Below are 16,913 nucleotides of genomic sequence, written 5' to 3'. Positions count from 1 at the left end.
ACCGTGCGTGCAATCAGGCACTCAGCCCGTCGCCTCAACCTCACCGCGCTGCAAACGGGCAGCCCCCGGATCTCCGCTCCGCTGCGTCCGGGGCAACGCCGGGGGGGTGGAGCCCTCCGGCACCGCATTGATCCAGACCGTGGCATGCCCCCCCCCAACAACAAAGGCCGCCCCAATGGGACGGCCTTGAATGATCGCGAAACGCTGACGGCTCAGAAGCGGTAGTCGTCTTCTTCCTCGTCGTCGTTCTTCTTCGAGCCCTTGAGTGCGTTGAGCTTGGCAAAGACCGCATCGGCGTCGATCTCTTCTTCCACTTCGCGCTGCGGGCGGTCGCGGGTGAAGGCAGCGGCGATGGCCTCTTCGCTCGTGGTGTCTTCCACCGGAGCCAGCAGTTCGGTGTAATCGGTCTCCGGACGCGGCGGGGCGTTCTTGGCGGCCTTTTCCACTTCCATGTCCAGCTCAAGCTGGCTGCACAGGCCCAGGGTCACCGGGTCGGAAGCGGTCAGGTTGGACGAGTTCCAGTGGGTGCGCTCGCGGATGGCGGCGATGGTCGGCTTGGTGGTGCCGACGAGGCGCATGATCTGCGCATCCTTCAGCTCCGGATGGTTGCGCACCAGCCAGAGAATGGCGTTCGGGCGGTCCTGACGGCGCGACACCGGGGTGTAGCGCGGGCCGCGGCGCTTGCTCTCCGGAACGACGACCTTGGAGCCCTGCAGCTTCAGCTGATAGTTCGGATCACGCTGCGCACGCTCGATTTCCTCGCGGCTGAGCTGACCCGTCATCACCGGATCCAGGCCCTTGATGCCTTGGGCGGCTTCACCGTCGGCGATCGCCTTGACTTCCAGCGGATGCAGTTTGCAGAAGGCGGCAATCTGAGTGAAGCTCAGCGCCGTGTTGTCCACGAGCCAGACGGCAGTGGCCTTCGGCATAAGGGGGGTGTTCGACATCGGTGTAAAATCCTCCTGTCGGCTTCCCCGCCCGGCAAGGCGAAAAAGCGGTATTCCATGTTCGAATGAATGGGAGATTGGACACAATATAGGCTGAGACGGCTTAAAAGGCAAACGCGCAAGCGCGCCTGCCTCAAAGAATCTCGAGATTTCCTGCCGCAGCGTCAGACGGCACCGCCGCAGCCTAGACCGTCAGGACAATCTTGCCGATATGGCCGGAGCTTTCCATCCGCCGGTGCGCATCGGCCGCCCGCTCCAGCGGGAAAGTCGAATCCATCACAGGCCGGATGGCGCCATTTGCGATCAGCGGCCAGACATGCGCCTCAAGCGCCGCCGCAATCGCCGCCTTGAAATCATTGTCGCGCGGGCGCAGGGTCGATCCGGTGTGAATGAGGCGCTTCATCATCAGGCGGTTGAAGTTCACCTCGGTGGCAACACCATTGAGATTGGCGATCTGGCAGATCCGCCCCTCAACGGCAGCCACCTGCCAGTTCTTCTCGACATAGTCGCCGCCCACCATATCGAGAATGACGTGAATGCCCGCCCCGCCCGTGATGCGCCCGATCTCCTCGACGAAGTCCTGGGCATTGTAGTTGATGGCGTGATCGGCCCCGAGCTTCAGCACCGCCTGCCGCTTGTCCTCCGACCCCACGGTGGTGAAGACCTCGGCGCCAAAGGCCTTGGCCAGCTGGATCGCCGTGGTGCCAATACCGGACGTCCCGCCATGCACCAGAAAGCGTTCCCCGGCCTTCAGCCCCACCCGGTCGAACACATTGCTCCAGACGGTGAAGAAAGTCTCCGGCAGGGCTGCAGCTTCCACGATGGAAAGGCCGGCAGGCACCGGCAGCGCGTGACGCTCGTCCACCTTGCAGTATTCAGCATAGCCGCCGCCCGCAACCAGCGCAGTCACCTTGTCGCCGATCCCGAACCGCTCTGCACCCGGCCCACGGTCCACCACCGTGCCAGCCACTTCGAGGCCCGGCAGGTCTGACGCCCCCTTGGGCGCCGGATAAAGCCCCATGCGTTGCATCACATCCGGCCGGTTGACGCCTGCCGCCTCGACCTTGATGAGGATTTCACCCTTTTGCGCCACCGGCAGATGGCGTTTCTCCGGCGCCAGCACATCCGGCCCGCCGGGAACCGGAATCGCCATCACGGTCATTTCCTGCGGCAGGCCTGACGGAATGCTGGACATGGCAATCTCCCTGTATCTGTCTGAAGCGGTTCACACTCTCGCCCGGCACTGTAGAGTCTGTCCGGCGAAAGTGGAAACCGGTTTTCCCGGAAATCGCACGCGAAACTGCCTTTCCCTCACGTGCAAGGTCTCTCCTGAAAGACTGACAGAAGCTGCGCCCTGTCCTATTCTTGTCCGCTGGCAGCTGCGCGGCGAGAGGGTGTCAGATCGGGACCTGTTCCGGAATGGGCCACACCAGCCGTGCCAGCCTGTGCCACTGCGCCTGCAAGACACGGCAGAAAGAGGAGGAGAAGGCAGATGAGTGACGACAACATCTGGGCTACACCAAAGGCAGCCCCGTCAGTCTTTGTTCCAGGCAGTGATCTCTCGCGCCTGTCCGTGGCCGAGCTGCAGGCGGAGATCACCAACCTGCAAGCAGAGATCGTCCGTCTTCAGCGGGAAATTGATGCAAGAAGCGGTGTTCGCGCAGCAGCCGATGCGCTGTTCAAGCCACCGGCATCGTAAGATGAGAAAAAATCCCAGCACCCCCAAACCGTTAAAGGTGAATAACGGAGCGGCACGATTAAAATTTTATTCATTTACGCGATATTAAGCCTTCCAGGAGATAACTGTGAATGTCCAGTTATCTGGATTCCTGAGTGGCTCCTGTCCACTCTGTTTGACGCCTCCCTGTTAATGACTTCGAGCCGCGCGCGCGCGGCTCTTTTTTTCGCCACCGTGACATTGTAAGCAGGGATTCGGTTCGCCGCAGCGCCATGGGCACAGCGGCTGGCACGGCAGTTGCTCTTCATCCTGTCAAGAAATCCGCGCGTTTCAAATCGGAACAGAAGCGGATGGCTGGTCCTGACAAGGACCGGGGTCAAATGAGAAGGCGTTAACCCATGACGGACGAAACCAGGAAGCTCAGCATCGTGCCTGAAACGGTCAGCTTCGCAGACCGCCTTGCCGCATCCCAGCAGTTCCAGGCGCTGTTTCATGAGGGCATGGCTCTCGTGGAAGAGACTGCCGCCTATCTGGACGGCAACGGCCGCAGCGAATCGAAGCGGCTGGAGCGCCCGGCCTCGCTGGCCTATGCCACCGAATCCATGCGCCTGACGACGCGTCTCATGCAGCTCGCGTCCTGGCTGCTGCTGCAGCGTGCCGTCAACGAAGGCGAGATGTCTCCCGATCAGGCCAGCACCGACAAGAATCGCGTGCGCCTCGACCGTCTGAGCAGCGCCAATTCGGGTAATTCCTTTGATGCCCTGCCGTTGCGCCTCCAGGACCTGATCCTGCGCTCCGTGCGCCTGCAGGAGCGGGTGCAGCATCTGGACGCCATGCTCTATCCGGTGGAAGAAAAGCCGGAGGAGCCGGTTCAGGCAGAAAACCCGGTGGCCCAGCAGATTGACCGCATCTTCGCGGCGTTCGGCAAGGCTGGCTGACAGTCAGCCACACACGTTCCCTTCTCAGGCCCGTTCCGGGACAGACATTGTGCCGTCCCGGAACAGCGGCTGTATCAAGCCCTGATCAGCCTGTGCCAAGAAGCGCTGACAGGCCATCCCAGACCAGCTTCGTGCCGACAAAGGCCATCACGGCATAAACGGCGCCGTAGAAAAGCTGCGGCCGGACAATCCGCGTCAGCCGCCACCCGGCCAGCGTAGCCAGAGGCGCCAGCGGCAACAACACCGCTGCGGTCGCAAGATTGGCCGCATCGAACTGACCAAGCAGGAAGTAGGGAACCAGCTTCACCAGATTGACGGTGGTGAAGAAGATGACGGCCGTGCCTGCAAAGAGCGCCGGTGCAAGGCCACGCGGCACCATGTAGATCTGATAGGGTGGCCCACCCGTGTGGCTGACGAAGCTTGTAAAGCCGGAAAGCGTGCCCCAGAAAACCCCCGAGGGAACACGATGCGGCAGCGCCCCGCCGCCACGGCGCCCGGGACGGAACCTGTCGGCCACAAAGGCCAGCGAGATGACGCCGACCAGCAGCGTCACATGTGCGTCCTCGACAAAAGCCGCTGTCAGCCACCCCAGCCCCACGCCCAGAATACCCGCAGGCAGAAGGATTGCGATGGCCTTGCGGTCAAACGTGCCCCTGTAGGCGGCAAGCCCCACAGCGTCCATGACCAGCAGAACCGGCAGCATGATTCCGGCGGCCTGGATGGGTGGAATGACCAGCGCCATCAGCGGCACGGCAAGCATGCCAATGGGACCGCCAAAGCCGCCCTTGCCCAGCCCCGCAAGGATGACGGCCGGGATGGCCACGGCATAGAACAGCGGATCGGAAATCGGTGACAGGAGCATGAAGGGGCATCCGGCGGGAGGAAGGACCTGAACTGGACCTGTCTCTTTGAAGCATAGCCAAAGAGGTTAAGTAAACCCACGCCCCTGCGAATGTCTAAGCAGCCGCCCTCTTGCTTGTGCAGCGCAAGCTGCGACATTCTCCGCCACGCGGCCCGGCAAGGTGCGAACCTGCGCTGGCCGCAAGGGATGGAACCGCCGAACTGTCTGGGAGGACAAGCAATGGCCGCCAGCCGCTATCATGAAACCTATGATGCCTGGAAACGCGATCCGGAAGCCTTCTGGGCGCAGGCGGCGGCGGAAATCGACTGGTTCCGTCCCTGGGACAAGGTCCTCGATGCGCAGGAAGGTGCCTATGGCCGCTGGTTTGCCGGGGCCGAAACGAACACCTGCTACAACTGCCTCGACCGGCACGTCGCCAAAGGCCGCGCCGGACAGACCGCACTGATTTACGACAGCCCCATCACCGGGACGCAGGCCGCCTATACATATCAGGAAATGCTCGACCAGGTTCAGGCCATGGCAGCCGTGCTGCAGGACCATGGGATCGGCAAGGGCGACCGCGTCATTCTCTACATGCCGATGATCCCCCAGGCCGCAATGGCCATGCTGGCCTGCGCGCGCCTGGGGGTCATTCATTCCGTTGTCTTCGGCGGCTTTGCCGCTCATGAACTGGCCACCCGCATTGATGACGCCGCGCCCAAGGCCATCATCTGCGCCTCCTGCGGTATCGAGCCCGGCCGCGTGATTGCCTACAAGCCGCTGGTGGACGCGGCCATCGCACAATCGGCGCACAAGCCGGAGTTCTGCCTTGTCATCCAGCGCAAGCAGCTGGCCGCGGAGATTTCGCAGGAGCGCGACCGGGACTTCGGCGCCTTGACGGAAGCCGCCTATCTGGCTGCCCGGCAAGTGCCTTGCGTGCCGGTGAAGGCGACCGATCCGCTCTACGTGCTTTACACTTCCGGCACCACCGGCCAGCCCAAGGGCGTGGTGCGAGACACCGGCGGCCACATGGTGGCGCTGAAATGGTCCATGTCCAATCTTTATGGTGCCGCACCCGGCGAAGTGTTCTGGGCCGCCTCCGATGTGGGCTGGGTCGTCGGCCATTCCTACATCGTCTACGGCCCGCTGCTGCAGGGCTGCACAACGCTGGTCTATGAGGGCAAGCCGGTGGGCACGCCCGATGCGGGCGCCTTCTGGCGGGTCATTTCGGAGCATTCCGTCGCCGCGCTCTTCACCGCGCCCACAGCCTTCCGCGCCATCAAGAAGGAAGACCCTAACGGCAAGCTGATGGAGGATTATGACCTCAGCGGCTTCCGCACCCTGTTCCTCGCCGGTGAGCGCGCGGATCCGGACACGGTGCAATGGGCGGAGGAAAAGCTCGGCGTGCCGGTGATCGACCACTGGTGGCAGACGGAGACCGGCTGGGCCATCGCGGGCAATCCGGTCGGCCTTGGCATTCTCCCCGTCAAGCGCGGCTCGCCCACGGTGGCCATGCCCGGCTATGACGTGCAGGTGCTGGATGATGCAGGCCACCCGGTGCCGCGTGGCACGCTTGGCAACATCGTCATCAAGCTGCCCCTGCCGCCCGGCTGCCTGCCGACCCTGTGGAACGCGGATGCCCGCTTCCGCAGTGCCTATCTCGACGAGTTCCCGGGCTACTACAAGACGGCCGACGCCGGCATCATCGACGAGGATGGTTACCTGTCGATCATGTCGCGCACCGACGACATCATCAACGTGGCCGGACACCGCCTGTCTACTGGCGCCATGGAAGAGGTGCTGTCCGGACACCCGGATGTGGCTGAATGCGCCGTCATCGGCATCAACGATCAGCTCAAGGGTCAGCTGCCCTGCGGCTTTGTCGTGCTGAAGGCAGGCGTCAACCGGCCGCATGACGAGGTGGAGGCGGAGCTTGTCCGGCGGGTACGGGACGTCATCGGCCCAGTCGCCGCCTTCAAGATCGCTGTCACCGTCGACCGCCTGCCCAAGACCCGCTCCGGCAAGATCCTGCGCGGCACCATGCGTCAGATCGCCGACGGACAGGAGTTCCGCGTTCCCGCGACGATCGACGATCCGGCCATCCTTGACGAGATCGAGACGGCCCTCAGGGAATATGGCGTCCTCACACGGAGCTGAAAGCTGCACCGCGGTCAGCCATCGACAGGCTGACCGCAAGGCCCTATTGTTGCGCGCGGAACGGCCCCTTCACGGGCGGTTCGCCCCTTGCACAACAACGAGGAATTTCCCTTGTCCCTCACCAACAAGGTTGCCATCGTCACCGGCGCCTCGCGCGGTATCGGTCTTGCCATTGCACGGCGCTTTCTGAGCGACGGCGCCAGGGTCGTCATCGCGGATATCGACGATGAGGCCGGCGAAGCCGCAGCCGAAGAACTCAAGCCACTGGGCGATGTGCTCTATGTCAGCTGCAACGTTGCCGAAGCGCTGGACGTGCGGAACCTGGTTGCCGAAACGCTGAACGCTTTCGGTGACATAGACATTCTGGTCAATAATGCTGGCATCGTCGCAGGAACCGATTTCCTCAATCTGGAGGAAGCCGACTTTGACCGGGTCATTCAGGTCAACCTGAAGGGCTCTTTCCTGGTGTCACAGGCCGTTGCCCGGCACATGGTGGAACGCGTCGAAGCGGGCGGCACGCCGGGCTGCATCATCAACATGTCCTCGATCAACGCGGTTCTGGCGATCCCCTCGCAGATCCCCTACTGCGTGTCGAAGGGCGGCCTTGCCCAGCTGACGCGCGCCACGGCGCTTTCGCTGGCGCCCTACGGCATCCGCGTCAATGCCATAGGCCCCGGCTCGATCATGACCGACATGCTGGCGGCGGTGAATTCCGACAAGGCCGCGAAGAACCGCATCCTGTCGCGCACGCCTCTCGGCCGTATCGGAGAGGCTTCGGAGATTGCCTCCGTGGCCGCATTCCTTGCTTCGGACGATTCGTCGTACATGACCGGCCAGACCCTCTACGTCGACGGCGGGCGCATGCCGCTCAACTACACGGTCGCCGTTCCGGACAACGACTGAGCGCTCCTGCATTCAAACAAAAGAAGCGGCGGCCGTTCCCTGAACGCGCCGCCGCAGCTTTTTCAGGCGTCGGCCAGCGCATCCTCGCGGCTGGCGTCGAACTGCAGGCTGGCGAGGCGCGCATAAAGCCCGCCTTCAGCAACGAGATCGGCATGCGTACCCATCTCCACGATGCGGCCCTCTTCCATGACGATGATCCGGTCAGCCTTCAGCACGGTGGCAAGGCGATGGGCGATGACGAGCGTCGTGCGGCCCTGCATCAGCTGCTCCAGAGCCTTCTGCACCTGCACCTCGCTTTCCGCATCGAGCGCGCTTGTCGCTTCGTCCAGCAGCAGCACGGGAGCGTCCTTGAGAATGGCACGGGCAATGGCGATGCGCTGGCGCTGTCCGCCGGAGAGCGTCACACCGCGCTCGCCGATCACGGTGTCATAGCCCTGCGGCATGGCGGAGATGAAGTCATGGGCGCGGGCGGCATGTGCCGCTGCGTGGATTTCCTCCAGCGAGGCACCAGGGCGGCCATAGGCGATGTTTTCCGCCGCCGTCGTGCCAAACACCACCGTGTCCTGCGGCACCAGCGCGATGCGGGAACGCAGCGCCTGCGGGCTGACGTCGCGCAGGTTCACCCCATCGAGCCGCACCTGACCTTCCACCGGATCATAGAAGCGCATGAGCAGATGGAAGAGCGTCGACTTGCCGGCCCCTGATGGGCCAACGATGGCGACCGTTTCGCCCGCCTTCACGTCCAGGCTCACCTGGCGCACCACGGGCCCGCCGCCGGTGTGGCCATAGGCAAAGCTGACGCCGTCAAAGCTCACTTCACCGCGTGCCGGGCTTGGCAGAGGCTTCGGATCTGCCGGTGCCTTGATCACCGGCTCGATGCGCAGGATCTCGCCCAGCCGTTCGGCCGCGCCTGCTGCCTGCGAAATCTCGCCCCACACCTGCGACAGCTCTCCCAGCGCTCCGGCAGCAAGGATCGAATACAGCAGGAACTGACCCAGTTCGCCGCCGCTCATCCGCCCCGCGAACACATCCCCAGCGCCAATCCAAAGCACCGCCACCACACTGGAGGCGATGATGAAGATTGCAAAGCCGGTGAGGAAGGCGCGTGCGCCCATGGCACTGCGAGCTGCACCAAAGGCCTCTTCCACCGCAAGGCGGAACTTGCCGGCCGCAACGCCTTCGCTGGTGAAGGCCTGCAGCGCCCGGATGGCGCCCAGCATTTCCGAGGCGTAGGCGGAAGCACCCGCCAGCGTGTCCTGCGCCCGGCGCGAGCGCTTGCGCACAGAACGCCCGAAACCGATCAGCGGCAGCACGATCACCGGAATGGCAGCCAGAACGATGACGGACAGGCGCGGGCTGGTGAAGACCATTAGCGACACCGCACCGATAAACATCACCAGATTGCGCATGGCAATGGAGGCGCTGGCGCCGAAGGCGGACTTGATCTGGGTGGTGTCCGCCGTCAGCCGCGACAGGATTTCGCCCGAGCGGGCGCTGTCATAGAAAGCTGGGCTGAGCACCGTCAGATGGGCAAAGACATCCGCCCGCACATCGGCGACGATCCGCTCACCGATCCACATGACGAGGAAATAGCGGCAGGAACTGGCAAGCGCGAGGGCTGCTGCAACGCCAATCAGCATCAGGAAGTAGGAGTTGACCAGCGCCGGATCGCCCGCAGTGAAGCCATTGTCGATCATCCGCCGCACGGCCACGGGCAGAACCAGCGTGACGGAGGCCGCAGCAAACAGCGCGGCCATTGCCCCGGCAACCATCCAGCGGTAACGCAGCACATAAGGGAGAAGCTGCGCCAGCGGCCGCAGGGAGCGGCGGCGTGCTTCCACCTCGTCTTCAGCGCCCTTTCCTGCAGAGTTTCCGTCTCTTGTGCCGTCAAACTGCCCGCTCATTTGCCTGCCCGTCAGCTCTGTCAACCTGTCCTGCCATCACTTGGCCCATGGCAGCGGCAATTCCAAGCGGAAAAAGGCGCCTGCAAGCGTTTGCCTGCCCTTGTCTTGCCAGCCGTCTTGAGATATAGCAGCGCCTCATGTTTCAAGGGTCATGCGTGCGAAAGACGTTCGCTGGCTCAAATTTCAGGACTTGCATCTCGCCGGAACGCCCTCAAGGGTGTGTGGGCAGGTGCTGGAAAGGACCGGCGATGAAAGCGAACATCCATCCCGATTACCACGCCATCAAGGTCGTGATGACCGATGGCACGGAATACATGACCCGTTCGACCTACGGCAAGGAAGGCGACACCCTGTCGCTGGACATCGATCCGACCTCCCACCCGGCCTGGACCGGTGGCGACCGTCAGATCATGGACCGTGGCGGCCGTGTCTCGCGCTTCAAGAACAAGTTTGCAGGCTTCCTGGGCTCCTGAGCCCCAGCACTGCAGATCTTGCAAGCACCAAAAAACCCCCGGACCAGACTGGCCGGGGGTTTTTCGTGTTCTCTGATTTTTGTGCTTCCTGCGGGCTCCGCTTCAGCTGTCTGGCGCTTCGGTCCCGGTTCGCAGCTGGCGGAAGCCCCGCCAGCTCATGCCTCCGTCATGTCACAGTTGCTTCAGGTCAGACCAGACCTCAGTGCATCGTGGCTTTCGACTGGATTTTAAAGATCTCTTCCTTGAGCTTGAGCTTCTTGCGCTTCATCTCGGCCAGTTCGAGCGTATCGACACTTGGGTGCCGCAGGGCCGTTTCGATCTCTTCGTCGAGGGCTGCGTGGCGGCGCTCCAGTTCTGCAAGATGCGACTGCATTGACATGGATAGTGCTCCTTGTCCTGTTGGCTCAGACAAAGAGATGTTGCCACACATTTTGCCGGCTTGTCGAATGCATTTCATGGGACCCGCTCTGCATCTGACGCATAGTGCGCTGCAAAATGAAAACTACACTTACGTAAGAATTAAAATCACCAGAATAATATATCACTTCTAATCTACCGCACTGCACCAGGAAAGCGGATTTTATCCACGCCCACAATGTGTTGGAGTCACCCGGTGCAAATTTGGCTCGCAGAAACGCAGGCACCGGTGTACGGTTTCTCCACCGCGATTGGAGTTGCAAGGCGCGACGGGCCGGGGAGCACTTGTGCAAGGATCAGAGCACTTGAGCCCGGCGTGTATTGTGTCTGGGGAGAGCGATGCCGGAAGCTAATGAACAGGCCGTGCGAGTTGAGCTGGCGCAGCTGCGCCAGGAGCACCGTGACCTTGATACCGCCATTCAGGCCCTTGCCGGCACCGGCAGCGCAGATGCCCTGCAGCTGCAGCGCCTGAAAAAGAAGAAACTCATGATCCGCGACCGGATCGCCATTCTGGAAGACCAGCTTTTCCCGGACATCATCGCCTGATCCTCAGGGGCTGAAAAATGCCGGATCGCAGGCCCTTGCGGCCTTGCGCCACGCCTTGCCGTGCCTATAATCCGCGCCTTCTCAAGGCTTGATGCGCCAGCATCTCAGAGGCTTGGCATAAGGAGACAGCATGGCAAACGGGCCCGCACCGGTCGCAATCATCATGGGCAGCCAGTCCGACTGGCCGACCATGAAACACGCCGCAGATACGCTTGACCGTCTGGGGGTCGCCTATGAGGCCCGCATCGTCTCCGCCCACCGCACGCCCGAGCGCATGTTCGACTTCGCCAAGGCCGCCCGCGGAAACGGGGTCAAGGTGATCATCGCAGGTGCAGGCGGAGCCGCCCATCTGCCCGGCATGACCGCCGCCCTGACGCCGCTGCCGGTGTTCGGCGTTCCGATCGAGTCACGCACCCTGAAAGGCGAAGACAGCCTTCTGTCGATCGTGCAGATGCCTGCGGGCATTCCGGTTGGCACGCTGGCAATTGGCCGCGCCGGCGCCGTCAACGCTGCCCTGCTTGCTGCCTCCGTTCTTGCCCTCACCGATGAGGGCCTCGCCGTCCGGCTCGACAGCTACCGCGCCGAACAGACGGCTTCCGTTGCCGATTTCCCGAGCGACGAGGCCTGAACCCGGATGAGCCACTTTCCTGACGACGGCCGCATTCTGAAGCCCGGCAGCACCATCGGCATTCTCGGCGGCGGCCAGCTGGGCCGCATGCTGGCCCTTGCCGGTGCCAGCCTTGGCCTGAAGAGCCATATCTATTGCCCCGAGGCAGGCAGCCCTGCCTTCGAGGTCGCGGCAACGCACACGCAGGCGGCCTATGAAGACCTTGACGCACTTGAGGCCTTTGCCCGCAGCGTCGATGTGGTGACCTACGAGTTCGAGAATGTGCCCGGCCCAACGGCGGCGCATCTCGCCTCCTTTGTGCCCGTCCGCCCTGGCCCGCGCGCGCTTGCCGTGTCGCAGGACCGGCTGAGCGAAAAAGACTTTCTCTCTGGGGCAGGCATTGCCCTTGCCGGTTACGCCGCTGTCGACAGTCTTGCGGATCTGAACGCCGCGCTCGACCGGTTTGGCGGCCAGGGTGTGCTGAAGACCCGGCGCTTCGGTTATGACGGCAAGGGTCAGGCCATGATCCGCGACCGTGCCACGGCGGCCGATGCGCTGGCGAAGCTCGGCGGCAAGGATCTGGTGCTGGAACAGCTCATCCCCTTCACACGTGAAGTCTCTGTCGTCGCCGCACGCGGCATCAACGGGGATATTGCCTGCTACGACATCACCGAGAACCATCACGAGCACCACATCCTGAAGACCTCTACCGTTCCGGCCAATGTCACGGCCGCCACGGCGGCAAAGGCTGTGGAGATTGCCCGGCGCGTGGTCGATAGTCTCGGCTATGTTGGCGTGACGGGCGTGGAGATGTTCGTCACAGGCTCCGGTGCGGACGAAGACCTTCTGGTCAACGAAATTGCCCCGCGCGTGCACAACTCAGGGCACTGGACACAGGACGCCTGCCTCGTGTCACAGTTCGAGCAGCACATGCGCGCCGTTGCAGGCTGGCCGCTGGGCAATCCGGCGCGCCACAGCGATGTGGTGATGGAAAATCTGATCGGCGCCGATGCCGAAGGCTGGGCCGCAGTCCTTGCCGAGGCCGGTGCGCGGCTGCATCTGTACGGCAAGGCCGAAATCCGCGCGGGCCGCAAGATGGGCCATGTCAACCGCATCCGCCCGATGGCAGGTGGCTGACGCAGGCCGCCAGCATTCAAGCCCCCCAAAAGGCCCGGCGGAACGCTCCACCGGGCCTTTTTCTGTTTCATCAAACTTGCCTGATCATGCTCCGGGCACCAGTCCCAGCCGCTCGCGTTGCGAGAAGCGCCAGATGGCCAGAGTTGCTGTAAAGGCAAGGCCCGTCGCCAGACCCCACCAGATGCCGACACCACCAAGCCCCACCACAAAGGCCAGCACGTAGGCCGTGGTCATGCCAACGGCAATGTAGCCGAGCAACGCCAGGACGAAAGGCACCATGGTGTCGCCAAGACCGCGCAAAATGCTTCCGCCGGCCACCTGCGCCCCATCAGCCAGCTGGAACACCGCAGCAACGCCCAGGAACACGGCTGCCAGCTCCAGAACCGGGGGGGTATCGGGCAGGTTCTCATCCAGGAACAGGCCAACGAGAAAATCCGGTATGGTCCAGAAGGCGATCGCAGCACAGGACATGGTGACGAGCGCCAGGCCAAGTGTAACCCAGCCAGCCCGAGCCACACCTGCCCTATCCCGCTGACCAGCGGCAATGCCAATGCGGCTCATGCCGGCCTGGCTGATGCCCATCGGTATCATGAAGGTGATGGCTGCCAGCTGCAGCGCAATGCCGTGTGCAGCGAGCGGGATCGTGCCAAGCCAGCCCATCATCAGCGTAGACCCGGAGAACAACAGCCCCTCAGCGACAATTGTTGCCCCAATCGGCGTTCCCAGCTTGATGATTGTGAAGAAGTCCGGCCAATCCGGACGCCAGATGCGGCCGAAAATGGCAAAACGGCGCAGGCGCCGGTGACGGATCACATAAAGCCCGAGCAGCAGAAAGCCGAAGGTCGAAGTCGCCACTGAGGCAATGGCCGCACCCACCAGCTCCAGACGGGGAAAGCCGAAATTGCCAAAAATCAGCAGATAGTTGAACCCGCCATTGAGAAAGGCGGAAAGCACCGTCACCCAAAGCACCACCTGCGTCAGGCCAGTGACCGTCAGGAAAGAGCGAAGCGCCATCACAGCCAGAGCCGGGAACAGCGACCACTGCATCACCCGGACATAGGCCCCGGCGGCTGCAGACACTTCGGGCTCCTGCCCCAGAACCAGCAGGATATCTTCGCTAAACCATAGAAGCAGCCATACCGGCACACAGTAACAGGCCACGATCCACAGCCCCATGCGCACGGAGCGGCGCATGGCACGGGCATCCTTGCGCCCGCGAGCGGCAGCGGCCAGCGGCACGATGGCCTGACACACGCCCATGCCGAACAGCCAGAACAGGATATAGACATTCTGGGCCAGCACCACGGCACCCAGCTCGATAGCACCCAGCCAGCCCACCATGATCACGTCAGTGGTGTTGATGGCCATCTGTGCCAGCTGGGCCCCCGCCAGCGGCAGGCCCAGCACGAGTGTCGGGCGGATATCACTGAGCCAGAGGCTTTTTGCCGGAAGAGCGGCAGGAGTGTTCGGGGATGAGGTCTGCATGACAGGCTCCGGAAAGCGCGGCAGGCACGTCTCCCGTCAGATCAATGGCATGCGGGGGCGGTGCGATGAAGGAACTCCCCACCGGCATGAAAAGCATGCCTGTTTGATGGGCAGAAAGACGTAGACCCTTTGGCAGCCCCTGTCTACCCGCAATGCTGGCGCACCCGCCGCACAACCAGTTCTGCCGCGGCGGTATCCGCCTGGCTCTTTTGCAAGCCCAGAACGCAAGCAGAGTGGACATTGCGGCCAAATTCTGATAACACGCGCGCCAGTGAGCGGTAGTGGCTGCGAGAATAGGCCTTTCAGGCCGGGGCGCGCCACAAGCCTAGCTTTCTAAACATCATGTCTACAGCACTCCTGCCTCAGGCGGGACGTGGAACGATAGGGTCAGACGCGTGCAGGTTCTGGTTCGCGACAACAATGTTGATCAGGCGCTTCGTGCGCTGAAGAAAAAGTTGCAGCGTGAAGGCGTATTCCGCGAAATGAAGCTTCGCGGCCACTACGAGAAGCCTTCCGTGAAGAAGGCGCGCGAGAAGGCCGAGGCTGTCCGCCGCGCCCGCAAGCTTGCGCGCAAGCGTGCCCAGCGCGAGGGCCTTGTGCCCGGCCGCGCCACGCACTGAGAACTGGTGATACACCGGCCAAGCGTGCTGCGCCTCTCCAAGGCACAGCTCTAACATTTTGGAAAAGACCGGCTGGTTCTCCGGCCGGTCTTTTCGTGTTTGCGCAAGTCCGTGAGAACCTTACGGCAGATGCTCAACACTAGCATTGTCAAAGCGTGTTTAAGACGGCAGGGTGAAGCCTCCTTGAGGCCTCTGTATCAGGACGGATGATTCGGATGGGCATTTTTGCAGGCATTGTTCCCCCGGCCAGCATCAAGCTGGCAGCGCGGCTGACGGGTGCTGCGGCACTCTGCCTTGCTCTAGCGGCCTGCCAGACCTCGGACATCTACACCAATGTGCCCATTGACCGGGCGGCCGGGTCCAGCGCCAATATCGATTCATTGACGGCGGTGATCCAGTCAAACCCGCGTGACGCCAGCGCCTACAATACGCGCGGCATTGCCTATGGCCAGGCCGGCCGTCTCGACAAGGCAATGGAAGATTTCAACGCCGCGCTGAAGCTTGATCCCAATTCCTATCAGGCGTTTGCCAACCGGGCGCTTGTCGAGCGCCGCCGAGGCAACATGCCCAACGCCGTTGCGGACTATGACCGCGCCCTGCGCATTAACCCCGGTTATGACACCGCGCTTATCGGGCGCGGCAACACCTACCGGCTTATGGGCCGCTACAACGAAGCCCTGCGGGACTTTGACGAGGCGATCCGCCGCAATTCCTATGACGCCCGCGCCTTCCACAATCGCGGCCTGATCTATCAGGCGCAGGGACAGCACAGCTTTGCCATCGAGGATTTCTCGACGGCGATCGTGCTCAATCCCAAGGCCGAAGAGCCCTATACCGCACGCGGCATCTCCTACCTGAAGATGAACGACCCTGCGGCAGCCCTTTCGGACCTCTCTGAAGCTGTCAACCTCGACAAGAACTCCGCCATGGCCTGGGCCGGACGCGGTGTGGCGCTGGAGATGCAGGGCAAGTACACCGACGCGGTGCGCAGCTACAATCGCGCCCTCGGCCTCGACAGCAACAACGACCTTGCCCGCGAAGGCCTTGGCCGCGCCCAGCGAGCCCAGCAGACCGCCTCGCGCTAACCCTGACCCTCAGAACGGCGCGGGCGCCTCGAACCGCAGGCGCTCGCCCGTGACCGGATGCGTGAATTCCAGCATCTGCGCATGCAGCGCCAGACGCGGGGAGGCCTTGCGGGCGGCCTCATGAGCATAAAGGCTGTCGCCGATAATGGGATGGCCGAGGCTGAGCATATGCACCCGCAACTGATGCGACCGGCCCGTTATGGGCGTCAGCAGCATGCGGGTGAAGCCGCCCTCAATCCCGCCATTGCGCCACAGGGTCACCGCCGGGCGGCCTTCCTCAAAGCAGATCTTCTGCTTCGGCCGGTTCGGCCAGTCGACGATGAGCGGAAGGTTCACTTCCCCCGCCTCATCTTCGACATGGCCATAGACCAGCGCCACATAGGCTTTGTCCGTCTCCCGCCTTTCGAACTGCATCGAAAGCTGCCGGTGCGCTTCCGCATTCAGCCCCATGACCATGATGCCGGATGTGTCGAGATCCAGCCGGTGGACGATCCTCGCCCCGCGCACCATCCGCGACACGCGGGTGGCGAGGCTGTCATCGCGCCCCTCCCCCTTGCCGGTGACGCTGAGAAGCCCGTGCGGTTTGACCACGACAAGCACATCCCTGTCCTGAAACAGGATCTGCAGGGGGCCTTGTGGCGGCGCATAATCAAAGGGGAGTGGCTGGCTCTGGTCCATGCCAGAGCGTATGGCGCGGCGCATGCCCATTTGCAAGAAAAAGCAGCCGCAAGCACCACCTTGACATGACAAAGCCCGCAGCACCGGCTGCGGGCTTTGCAGTATCCCATAGGGGGATGATCAGACGGTCAAGATCGCCAGAATACACGTCAGGGCGAAGACGGCAGCGGGCGGGATCCAGCCCTTTTCACCAAGGGCGAAGCCGATGCCGACAGTTACGAGATTGGCAATCAGCATGATCCAGCCGAGAACCAGAGCAGCCGTGCCGCCAAAGGCGAACATGAGCAGCGTCACGACGATGGACAACACCGAGATCGTGCCGATCTTCGAGGCGTTGATGAAGCCTTCGTAGGTACGCTCGTGCTCGGCGTAATCCATGGAAGAAGAAGAAGTGGAGTTGGACATCAGATTCCCCCGGTTCCGGTCATCCTTTTCTGCATGCATCGCTCTCACGACCGGCGCTGCCAGTCAAGCCCTGTGGTGCAAAGATATGAGAC

General features: G+C 62.8%; 18 protein-coding genes. 10 read left to right on the top strand and 8 right to left on the bottom strand.

Going from position 1 to position 16,913, the window contains the following annotated elements:
* Positions 1-212: 212 nt before the first annotated feature.
* Together V6L75_RS12835 and V6L75_RS12830 are read right to left on the bottom strand one after the other, a co-directional pair.
* Positions 213-947, bottom strand: coding sequence for a DUF1013 domain-containing protein (locus V6L75_RS12835; RefSeq protein WP_050472456.1), 735 nt, complete (start codon positions 945-947; stop codon positions 213-215).
* 184 nt (positions 948-1,131) lie between these two features.
* On the bottom strand, positions 1,132-2,142 hold the full coding sequence (locus V6L75_RS12830) for an NAD(P)H-quinone oxidoreductase (RefSeq protein WP_334251897.1): 1,011 nt from the start codon (positions 2,140-2,142) through the stop codon (positions 1,132-1,134).
* A gap of 297 nt (positions 2,143-2,439) precedes the next feature.
* On the opposite strand from V6L75_RS12830, the gene V6L75_RS12825 reads away from it, so the two are divergent.
* Complete coding sequence (locus V6L75_RS12825) at positions 2,440-2,646, top strand: DUF1192 domain-containing protein (protein ID WP_334251896.1); 207 nt, start codon at positions 2,440-2,442, stop codon at positions 2,644-2,646.
* 377 nt (positions 2,647-3,023) lie between these two features.
* The gene (rcdA, locus tag V6L75_RS12820) at positions 3,024-3,563 is read left to right on the top strand and encodes a protease adaptor protein RcdA (protein WP_334251895.1); all 540 of its coding nucleotides are present in this window, start codon (positions 3,024-3,026) and stop codon (positions 3,561-3,563) included.
* Positions 3,564-3,648: 85 nt separating this feature from the next.
* Here rcdA and V6L75_RS12815 read toward each other — a convergent pair whose 3' ends face one another.
* On the bottom strand, positions 3,649-4,425 hold the full coding sequence (locus tag V6L75_RS12815; RefSeq protein WP_334251894.1) for a sulfite exporter TauE/SafE family protein: 777 nt from the start codon (positions 4,423-4,425) through the stop codon (positions 3,649-3,651).
* Between the two features lie 219 nt (positions 4,426-4,644).
* On the opposite strand from V6L75_RS12815, the gene V6L75_RS12810 reads away from it, so the two are divergent.
* Positions 4,645-6,561 carry a propionyl-CoA synthetase gene (locus V6L75_RS12810; RefSeq protein ID WP_334251893.1) on the top strand — a complete coding sequence of 639 codons (1,917 nt, stop codon included), beginning with the start codon at positions 4,645-4,647 and terminating at the stop codon, positions 6,559-6,561.
* A gap of 111 nt (positions 6,562-6,672) precedes the next feature.
* On the top strand, positions 6,673-7,464 hold the full coding sequence (locus V6L75_RS12805; RefSeq protein ID WP_334251892.1) for an SDR family NAD(P)-dependent oxidoreductase: 792 nt from the start codon (positions 6,673-6,675) through the stop codon (positions 7,462-7,464).
* Between the two features lie 62 nt (positions 7,465-7,526).
* Here the strand turns inward: V6L75_RS12805 and V6L75_RS12800 are convergent, their stop codons facing one another.
* Positions 7,527-9,368: an ABC transporter transmembrane domain-containing protein gene (locus tag V6L75_RS12800; RefSeq protein ID WP_334251891.1), complete on the bottom strand. Its 1,842-nt coding sequence runs from the start codon at positions 9,366-9,368 to the stop codon at positions 7,527-7,529.
* A 248-nt stretch (positions 9,369-9,616) separates the two neighbouring features.
* Between V6L75_RS12800 and rpmE the strand changes: the two genes are divergently transcribed.
* Positions 9,617-9,841, top strand: coding sequence for a 50S ribosomal protein L31 (gene rpmE, locus V6L75_RS12795; protein ID WP_334251890.1), 225 nt, complete (start codon positions 9,617-9,619; stop codon positions 9,839-9,841).
* Between the two features lie 199 nt (positions 9,842-10,040).
* Here rpmE and V6L75_RS12790 read toward each other — a convergent pair whose 3' ends face one another.
* Positions 10,041-10,220, bottom strand: a complete 180-nt coding sequence (locus tag V6L75_RS12790; protein ID WP_026355828.1) for a YdcH family protein — start codon at positions 10,218-10,220, stop codon at positions 10,041-10,043.
* 377 nt (positions 10,221-10,597) lie between these two features.
* Here V6L75_RS12790 and V6L75_RS12785 point away from each other — a divergent pair, with 377 nt between their 5' ends.
* From V6L75_RS12785 to V6L75_RS12775, 3 genes are all read left to right on the top strand, one after another.
* Entirely contained in the window at positions 10,598-10,804 is a 207-nt protein-coding gene (locus tag V6L75_RS12785) for a YdcH family protein (RefSeq protein ID WP_019965137.1), read from the top strand.
* A gap of 130 nt (positions 10,805-10,934) precedes the next feature.
* A complete protein-coding gene (purE, locus tag V6L75_RS12780) occupies positions 10,935-11,432 on the top strand; it encodes a 5-(carboxyamino)imidazole ribonucleotide mutase (protein ID WP_334251889.1) in 498 nt (165 codons plus the stop codon).
* A gap of 6 nt (positions 11,433-11,438) precedes the next feature.
* Positions 11,439-12,548: a 5-(carboxyamino)imidazole ribonucleotide synthase gene (locus V6L75_RS12775; protein ID WP_334251888.1), complete on the top strand. Its 1,110-nt coding sequence runs from the start codon at positions 11,439-11,441 to the stop codon at positions 12,546-12,548.
* Positions 12,549-12,632: 84 nt separating this feature from the next.
* Here the strand turns inward: V6L75_RS12775 and V6L75_RS12770 are convergent, their stop codons facing one another.
* Positions 12,633-14,033 carry an MATE family efflux transporter gene (locus V6L75_RS12770; RefSeq protein ID WP_334251887.1) on the bottom strand — a complete coding sequence of 467 codons (1,401 nt, stop codon included), beginning with the start codon at positions 14,031-14,033 and terminating at the stop codon, positions 12,633-12,635.
* Positions 14,034-14,428: 395 nt separating this feature from the next.
* Here V6L75_RS12770 and rpsU point away from each other — a divergent pair, with 395 nt between their 5' ends.
* Both rpsU and V6L75_RS12760 read left to right on the top strand, forming a co-directional pair.
* Positions 14,429-14,653, top strand: a complete 225-nt coding sequence (gene rpsU, locus V6L75_RS12765; protein WP_040678867.1) for a 30S ribosomal protein S21 — start codon at positions 14,429-14,431, stop codon at positions 14,651-14,653.
* Positions 14,654-14,868: 215 nt separating this feature from the next.
* Positions 14,869-15,738 carry a tetratricopeptide repeat protein gene (locus tag V6L75_RS12760; protein WP_334251886.1) on the top strand — a complete coding sequence of 290 codons (870 nt, stop codon included), beginning with the start codon at positions 14,869-14,871 and terminating at the stop codon, positions 15,736-15,738.
* A gap of 9 nt (positions 15,739-15,747) precedes the next feature.
* Here the strand turns inward: V6L75_RS12760 and V6L75_RS12755 are convergent, their stop codons facing one another.
* Positions 15,748-16,440, bottom strand: coding sequence for a pseudouridine synthase (locus tag V6L75_RS12755; protein WP_334251885.1), 693 nt, complete (start codon positions 16,438-16,440; stop codon positions 15,748-15,750).
* Positions 16,441-16,536: 96 nt separating this feature from the next.
* Positions 16,537-16,821 carry an aa3-type cytochrome c oxidase subunit IV gene (locus tag V6L75_RS12750; RefSeq protein ID WP_050472553.1) on the bottom strand — a complete coding sequence of 95 codons (285 nt, stop codon included), beginning with the start codon at positions 16,819-16,821 and terminating at the stop codon, positions 16,537-16,539.
* Between the last annotated feature and the right edge of the window lie 92 nt (positions 16,822-16,913).

The sequence above is a fragment of the Pannonibacter anstelovis genome (genome assembly GCF_036881715.1).
Taxonomy (GTDB): domain Bacteria; phylum Pseudomonadota; class Alphaproteobacteria; order Rhizobiales; family Stappiaceae; genus Pannonibacter; species Pannonibacter anstelovis.
Note: the sequence above shows the minus strand (reverse complement) of the source record. Positions and strands in the feature narration are given on the sequence as shown.

What these genes read in the sequence shown, in the direction of transcription:
- V6L75_RS12835 (WP_050472456.1), bottom strand. Translation starts at nt 947, where the DNA reads ATGTCGAACACCCCCCTTATGCCGAAGGCCACTGCCGTCTGGCTCGTG.
- V6L75_RS12830 (WP_334251897.1), bottom strand. Translation starts at nt 2,142, where the DNA reads ATGTCCAGCATTCCGTCAGGCCTGCCGCAGGAAATGACCGTGATGGCG.
- V6L75_RS12825 (WP_334251896.1), top strand. Translation starts at nt 2,440, where the DNA reads ATGAGTGACGACAACATCTGGGCTACACCAAAGGCAGCCCCGTCAGTC.
- rcdA (WP_334251895.1), top strand. Translation starts at nt 3,024, where the DNA reads ATGACGGACGAAACCAGGAAGCTCAGCATCGTGCCTGAAACGGTCAGC.
- V6L75_RS12815 (WP_334251894.1), bottom strand. Translation starts at nt 4,425, where the DNA reads ATGCTCCTGTCACCGATTTCCGATCCGCTGTTCTATGCCGTGGCCATC.
- V6L75_RS12810 (WP_334251893.1), top strand. Translation starts at nt 4,645, where the DNA reads ATGGCCGCCAGCCGCTATCATGAAACCTATGATGCCTGGAAACGCGAT.
- V6L75_RS12800 (WP_334251891.1), bottom strand. Translation starts at nt 9,368, where the DNA reads ATGAGCGGGCAGTTTGACGGCACAAGAGACGGAAACTCTGCAGGAAAG.
- rpmE (WP_334251890.1), top strand. Translation starts at nt 9,617, where the DNA reads ATGAAAGCGAACATCCATCCCGATTACCACGCCATCAAGGTCGTGATG.
- V6L75_RS12790 (WP_026355828.1), bottom strand. Translation starts at nt 10,220, where the DNA reads ATGTCAATGCAGTCGCATCTTGCAGAACTGGAGCGCCGCCACGCAGCC.
- V6L75_RS12785 (WP_019965137.1), top strand. Translation starts at nt 10,598, where the DNA reads ATGCCGGAAGCTAATGAACAGGCCGTGCGAGTTGAGCTGGCGCAGCTG.
- purE (WP_334251889.1), top strand. Translation starts at nt 10,935, where the DNA reads ATGGCAAACGGGCCCGCACCGGTCGCAATCATCATGGGCAGCCAGTCC.
- V6L75_RS12775 (WP_334251888.1), top strand. Translation starts at nt 11,439, where the DNA reads ATGAGCCACTTTCCTGACGACGGCCGCATTCTGAAGCCCGGCAGCACC.
- V6L75_RS12770 (WP_334251887.1), bottom strand. Translation starts at nt 14,033, where the DNA reads ATGCAGACCTCATCCCCGAACACTCCTGCCGCTCTTCCGGCAAAAAGC.
- V6L75_RS12760 (WP_334251886.1), top strand. Translation starts at nt 14,869, where the DNA reads ATGGGCATTTTTGCAGGCATTGTTCCCCCGGCCAGCATCAAGCTGGCA.
- V6L75_RS12755 (WP_334251885.1), bottom strand. Translation starts at nt 16,440, where the DNA reads ATGCGCCGCGCCATACGCTCTGGCATGGACCAGAGCCAGCCACTCCCC.
- V6L75_RS12750 (WP_050472553.1), bottom strand. Translation starts at nt 16,821, where the DNA reads ATGTCCAACTCCACTTCTTCTTCTTCCATGGATTACGCCGAGCACGAG.